3 protein-coding genes are annotated in these 7,302 nt (G+C 58.9%); all 3 read left to right on the forward strand.

Features of this window, described 5'->3' with window-relative positions:
* The coding region (locus VGL38_11525) for a T9SS type A sorting domain-containing protein (GenBank protein ID HEY3296056.1) at positions 1 to 403 on the forward strand (403 nt) is incomplete at its 5' end.
* A 409-nt stretch (positions 404 to 812) separates the two neighbouring features.
* A complete protein-coding gene (locus tag VGL38_11530; GenBank protein ID HEY3296057.1) occupies positions 813 to 3,605 on the forward strand; it encodes a proprotein convertase P-domain-containing protein in 2,793 nt (930 codons plus the stop codon).
* A 614-nt stretch (positions 3,606 to 4,219) separates the two neighbouring features.
* A complete protein-coding gene (locus VGL38_11535; GenBank protein ID HEY3296058.1) occupies positions 4,220 to 6,829 on the forward strand; it encodes a T9SS type A sorting domain-containing protein in 2,610 nt (869 codons plus the stop codon).
* The last annotated feature ends 473 nt before the right edge of the window (positions 6,830 to 7,302 follow it).

Here is a 7,302-nt window from a genome sequence, read left to right on the forward strand (position 1 = left end):
TTCCTCCTACCGCTACACCGATGCATCGGTGACCAACGGCACGGTCTATCATTACAGCCTCGTGGCCATCAGCGCCAGCGGCGACCGTCAGGTTCTGGGTAACGTATCGGTGACCCCGTCCTTCAATGCGGCGACGGTGACAGAGTATGCCTTGCACCAGAACTACCCGAATCCGTTCAACCCGACGACGAGCATTGCTCTGGATCTGGTGGACAACGGTTTTGTGAGCCTGAAGGTGTACAACCTGATGGGCCAGGAAGTCGCCAGCTTGGTGAATGGCAATCTGTCTTCGGGTCGTCACATCGTGAGCTTCGATGCGGCCAGCCTGTCTTCGGGCGTGTACCTGTACCGCCTGAATGTCAACGGCTTCGTCGCCGAGAAGAAAATGTTGCTGATGAAATAACCGCCCAAGGCGGTTGTCGGAGGGGCGGATCTTAGATCCGCCCGCTGAACAAGAACCGAAACACAAGACAGGGCGATCCGCGAGGGTCGCCCTGTCTCTTTGGGCCTACGTCGTAGGACCGCGCGGCCTCCATGCAGAACCCCTACGCCGCCGAGCAGGCGGCCCCGCGTCAAAGGCTCAGCCCTTGCCTGTGCGCCTCCGGGTATAGGATTCCTGACCCTAAATACCTCATCCAGTTGGTGTAAGCCATGTGATAGATGAACTTAAAATAGTTAATCTTTCCGATTGTTGTCGATTGTTTGCCTTGAAGTATCGCGATGCGGTTAGTATATTAAACCTGTTTAGCAAAGTTGCTCTTAAGGTCTTGTTACGCCCCATATGGGACACAAAATTTGATAAGAGGATGAGAATGAAGAAACTTCTGGCGGTTTGTATCCTGTTGGCGTTGGCAGCCTGCCTCGCCTATGCAGGTCATGTTGAATCCACGGTTCCGGTTAGCGCGAAGGCTCCCGCTAATCACCTCCAGGACGCAAACTTGTTGGCGGCAAAGGCCGCCTATTCCCGCTGGCTCGAGACCGGTCAAGCCACTGCGGCCGACAAGGAGTTGATGGATCGGTATATCTTCTCAACGGCAGCCCGCGCCAACGGTCTCGATGCCAATGGTGGCCCGGATGGCTTTGGCTACCGCTATGCCGACAATCAGGCTCCCGATACGTCCACGTTCGGCTGGATCGAGCTGTCTGGCGATCCGAGCGCCACGCAGGTGACTTCTCTGACCTCAGGCACCACCGATGACGGCTACTTCACCATTCCCGCTATCGGTTTCAGTTTTCCGATTTACGACGGTGCCTTCAGCAGCGTCAGCATGTGTACCAACGGCTTCCTCGATTTCGGTGCCACCAGCACATCCTATGCGAACTCCTGCCTGCCCACGTCGAACTTCGGAATAGGCAAAGTCATTATGCCCTACTGGGATGACCAGGTCATTTCCCTTTCCGGCTTGGGCGGCATGTGGTACAAGAACTTCGGCCCCTACTTTGTTGCCGAATGGGACAATGTGAGCAGCTATAGCGGCGAAGGCGCTGCCAGCTATGAAGTCATCCTGTGGCCGGATGGCAAATTCAAGGTGCAGTACAACTACTTCGGCGGGACTCACGGATCCGCCACGGTGGGTATGCAAGACGGCACACTCGCCAATTTCCTCCAGTATTCGTGCAATACCGGTTCGTCGCTGGCCGCGGGTCGCTCCATCACCTTTGTCCCGCCGTCTCAGTCCACCACCGGACGTTGCTGCTATGATGCGGGTAACGGCCCCCTGCATCCCGGTTGCGCGATCAATACGTTGCCGGACTGCGCCGCGTTGAATGGCACCTGGGTTGCCGGCATTGAGAGCTGCGATGCTTCTCCCTGCCCGGTTCCGACCGCCGGCGAGTTCTGCGCCGTCGCGCTCCCCCTCCTGCTGGATACTCCTTATAGCGGCACGACTGTCGGCTTCATCAATAACTATGACTATCTGGGCAGCTTCGGCGCTCCGGATGTGGTGTACAGCTATACCGCGCCGACGGACCAGCAGGTGACGTTCTCCCTGTGCGGTTCCAGCTTCGATACCTATCTCTACGTGTATGCCGACAATTGCACCGGCACCCCCATCGCCTACAGCGATGATGATTACACCCATTGCCAGAGTTCATCCTCCTACATCGGCTGCCTGCAGTTGACCGGTGGTCACACCTATTACATCGTGGTCGACGGCTACAGCTCCAACGTCGGCGCTTACAACCTCATCGCCACGGCCTGTGTGCAGTATCCCGTTCCGCCGAACAATGACTGCGCCAATGCGGCGGCCATTACCGTCAACGGCGACGTCGTTTGCGCCACGACTCTGGGTGCGACCAATGACTGCGCGACGATTGGCATGCCCGAAGTGTGGTATATGTTCACCACCGATGCCTGCATGGACCTGCGGGTTTCCTACTGCGGCACGTCCGACGCCCCGTCGCTCGCCAGCGTCCTCATGACCAGTTGCTGCGAGGGCACGATCTACAACACGTCCGTTGAATACACGACCTGCGCCGATGGCAAGGTCACGATCCATTTCGGTCACCTCGCCGCGGGCACCTATTATCTGCCTGTGGGACTGAGTATTGCCGGTGACTTCTGTGTCAGCGTGGCCGGCGAAGCCTGCCCGCCGCCCTTCCAGTGCCATGCTTCCGATCCGCAGGATGGCCGCGTCTGCAACATGACCGGCGGCCCGATCAATGACACGTCGGAAAACTCCTTCCCGATCGTCGTCCCGGCCGAGTATCACATCACGGATGTCAATCTTTCGATTACCCTGACGCATACCTATGACGGTGACCTTCATATCTGGCTCGAGTCGCCTTTGGGTACGGCCGTTGTGTTGAGCAACCGCCGCGGCAGCAGCGGTGACAACTTCACCTGCACCACCTTTGACGATCAGGCGACCACGGCGATCAGTGCCGGTGTTGCCCCCTTTGAAGGCAGCTTTATCCCCGATGCTCCGCTGGCCGCCTTCAACGGCGAAAATGCCGCCGGCACGTGGATCTGCCACGTTGACGATCAGGCTGGTGGTGACTTCGGTGCCGTCGAGTGGGTCTGCCTGACCTTCACCTGGGACCAGATCCTCGCCGTCGAACTGGCCAACTTTGCGGCCGTCGCCGGTGACAACAGTGTCTCCATGAGCTGGTCGACCGCTTCCGAATCCGACAACGACCATTTCGAACTGGTTCGTGACGGTCAGGTTGTGGCTCGCGTGGCAGCCACCAATAACGCCGCGGGTTCTCATTACACGTGGACTGACAACAGCGCGGTTAACGGTACCCTCTATCACTACAGCCTCGTGGCGGTAGATGCCAACGGTGCCCGCACCGAACTGCGTACGGCCAGCGTGACCCCGAGCTTCGGTTCGGCGGCGGTGACAGAGTATGCCTTGCACCAGAACTACCCGAATCCGTTCAACCCGACGACGAGCATTGCTCTGGACCTGGTGGACAACGGTTTCGTGAGCCTGAAGGTGTACAACCTGATGGGCCAGGAAGTGGCGTCCTTGGTGAATGGCAATCTGTCTTCGGGTCGTCACATCGTGAGCTTCGATGCGACCAGCCTGTCCTCGGGCGTGTACCTGTACCGCCTGAACGTGAACGGCTTCGTGGCCGAGAAGAAGATGCTGCTGATGAAATAACCGCCTAAGGCGGTTGTGGGAGGGGCGGATCTGAGATCCGCCCGCTCCTCAAGAATCGAAACAGAAACAGGGCGATCCGCAAGGGTCGCCCTGTTTCTGTTTCCCCCCTACGAAAACTAGCCGGCACGCTCCGTCGTGCCGGATTCCTTGTGCGTGCTGCCCTCCGGGCTGACGGTCCGCTGAAGGCGAGATCTCGCTCCGCCGGACCGGAGGCCGCCGGTAGGGATCAATGCGGCAGGGACCGCGCGGTCTTCCGCGCTGTCCCCCCGCCGAAGGCGGCCCCGGGTGCAGGCGTCACGCCTGCCCTGCCTATAACAGGTGAAATAGCACCTGCGCTCGGCTCGAAATGGGCTCGGAATTAGGACACAACCATGCGTGATTTCCCAGAGGTCCCTGATGCCTCTCGGCTGGGGTTGCGCGCCCGGTTTGCGGGGCGGCTATTCGCTTGATCACGTTATAGTAACATCTTCTGTTAACTGCATCTTGACACAAGATTAATCGGGAAACGGCTTGAATGACTCCGTCATGCTTAGTATATTTAGTGGTCTTAACAGACGTGTGATTCCACCCTGCGAATTGATGATCCTTTTATACCACTTTGTGAAGGAGATTGCATGAAAAAGCTCCTATTGTTGTGTTTGATTCTGATGGCTGCTCTGACTGTGACAGCGCCCGCATGGGCCGCCGTCTCGGAGAATTTTGATCTTGCCCCCACGCGCGGAAGCTACGTCAACTGGACGTACAACGGGTTCCACGCGGACAGTTGTATCTGCGATAGCGTCGGCAGCAGCACCTGCGGCAATCTGGCGACCAAAGCGGTGCGCTTCCGTAATATTTCCACAGGCACCCGCTATGCCCAGCTCGAATATGTCGGCGCAGACAGCCTCGGCAAGGACGGCGGCGTTGGTGTCTTCTCCTTCGACTACAAGTCATGGGCCAATGCGGCTGATACATTTGAAGTAGCGTATCAGGTCAACGGCGGCGCCTATGTCTCCCTCGGCTTGACCCGCATCGCGTCCTGCGCCACGTGGGCACACTACAGCTATACGTTGAACAATTCGGCGGACAACATCCGGCTTCGGATTCGCCGCACCGGAAACAGCTCGGGCAATGACCGTCTGCATGTGGACAATGTATCCATCACCGACTTTGCGGCTGCCGGCAATGAGACCGATGCTCGGATTGGCATTGGCGGCCCGGGCGCTCTGCCGACCATCAGTTCGCTGCTGACCTCCGAAGCACAGGCGCAGGTCGCCTTCAGCTTTGTCATGCATGATGAAGGCACCGGCACCCTCCCGACAGTCATCAAGTCGCTGACCATTGGTCAGGGAGCGGGCAATCAGGCCACGAACTGGACGCAGTATATCAATGGCGCCAAGCTTTCCGACGGCACCACGACGTTCTACGGCACGGTCAACGCCGCCGGAATCACCTTCAGCGGCAGCCCGACTCTGCTCACGCTGCCCAACGGCGGCGCGTGGCAGACATGGGCGCTCAGCGTCTGGCTGAAGCCGAATCTGCCGTTCAATGCGGACAACAAGGTTCTCGCCTTCAGCGTCAGCCCCACCAGCTTCCTCTGTGACACCGCCGGCGCCAGCTTCAATTCCTCCGATGCCGCTGTCACGTCCGGCAGCACGAACAATCGCGTGGATATCGTAGCCACTCGCCTCGCCATCACAACTCAGCCGCCGGCTGTCGCCTTCAAGGACACGTCCTTCACCATGCGCGCGGGCTTTGTGGATGTCAACGGTGGCATCGACGCCGACTTCAATGAGCCTGTTACCCTCGCCGTCAACGCCGGCACGGGCGTCCTCAGCGCGGTCTCCGGTCTGACCAAGCTGTCCACCAGTGGCGAGTCCTTTTGGAATGACCTCAAGTACAACACTATCGAAGCCGGTGTAATCCTTCAGGCAACGTCGCCCAGTTACACGGCTCCGGTGCTCACCAACGCCATTACGTTCACCACCCCGCCGACCATTGCCATCGACTGCGCACCCACCTGCTGGGACAAGGACACCCTGTCCACGGCCATGGCCTTTGCGGTGCACATCACCATTACTAACTGGCTGGCCGAAGCCAATCACCCGGTCTACGTCAAGGTCTTCAACAGCACGCTGGGCAATCCGTATCACTATACGGCCACCTACGGCTGGAGCAGTTCCACCAACTATGACCGCAAGCCCGTGGTGACCCTCGATGCCAACGGCAACTGGTCCGGCTGGCTGGCTCTCAAGAGCTACGGCATTGGATCCTTCAAGCCGCGCGCGGCGGACGTCACCTCCACCAGCATCAACATCACCGGCAACAGTGTCACCGGCACGCTGCTTGACCTGACCGATGCCGGCAACGGCGCGGTGCTCGAAGACCGTGATGCCAGCACGCATTCGACTCCCGGCGACATCATTCTGGTGCGTGACGGCAGCAACAACATCGTCGGCAACTGGATCGTGGAAAACAACGGCTACCCGCTGGATGAAGGCGCAAGCGCGATTCCCGATGGCGGCTGGCGTCTGGCCCTCTGTGCCTTCTGCGATTCCCACGTGGCCTTCGAAACCTGGAATCCCGCCAACTGGCCGGGTCATGGCGAGCCTGATGCGATTTCCCGCGATGTCAACTTCTGTATCTATCCGGGAGAATCGGTGGAAGTGTCTGATGTGATTCTGCCTGTCGAACTGGTGGGTGTTCCCACCGCCACCGCCGGCGACGCGTCGGTCACGCTGAACTGGATTACCGCTTCGGAAAACGGTAACACCCGCTTTGACATCGTGCGCGACAATCGCGTGGTAGGCCGTGTAGAAGGCGCGGGCACCAGCTCAACCCGTCATACCTACAAGTGGACCGAGAACGGCCTGGACAACGGCACGGTGTACACCTACACCCTGCGCACCATTGCCGCCGACGGTTCAAGCTTCGATCTGGCCACCGTCAACGGCACCCCGACGCCGTCCGCCGCGATCATCACCGAGTACGCGCTGCACCAGAACTTCCCGAACCCGTTTAACCCCACGACCAGCATTGCAGTGGATCTGGTGGACAATGGCTTTGTGAGCCTTAAGGTGTACAACCTGATGGGCCAGGAAGTCGCCAGCTTGGTCAATGGCAACCTGTCTTCAGGCCGTCACATCGTCAGCTTCGATGCCAGCCACTTGTCGTCAGGTCTGTACCTCTATCGCCTGAATGTCAACGGCTTCTCCGCCGAAAAGAAGATGCTGTTGATGAAGTAATATCCGATCCGCAAGGATCACCCGCACCTCCCTTAAGGGGACACAGCACTGTATCCGCGCACTTCTACCCGAAATCCGTGCGCACAGGACTTCAAGCAATTACAGAGCGAGCCGCAAGGTTCGCTCTTTTTTTGGGCCTGTTTTCGGTGTCAAAGAGGGTGTCTTAACGGAAAAATTATTTTGTACCGAACGAACCCCGTTACCTTAGGAAAATGCTGAAAATCACCCCCATCTAACTTCCCCCACAACGTGGGGGAAGGACTTCCGCCTGCTGCGGGGGATGAAGCCTGAGCGTCGCCGCGGACCTATGCTTCGCCGCGGCATGCGTCTTTGGATTTCGCATGCCCGGCTAAGGCAGGAGGATGCGGGGCTCCTTTCTTCCCCTCATACCCACTAGCCAGCATGCTCCGGCGTGCTGATCCATGGCCACACTAACGCCCAGCGGGGCAGGCCCCTATCCCCAGCCCTTTCCC

The organism is bacterium (genome assembly GCA_036504735.1).
Lineage (GTDB): Bacteria > Electryoneota > RPQS01 > RPQS01 > RPQS01 > DASXUQ01.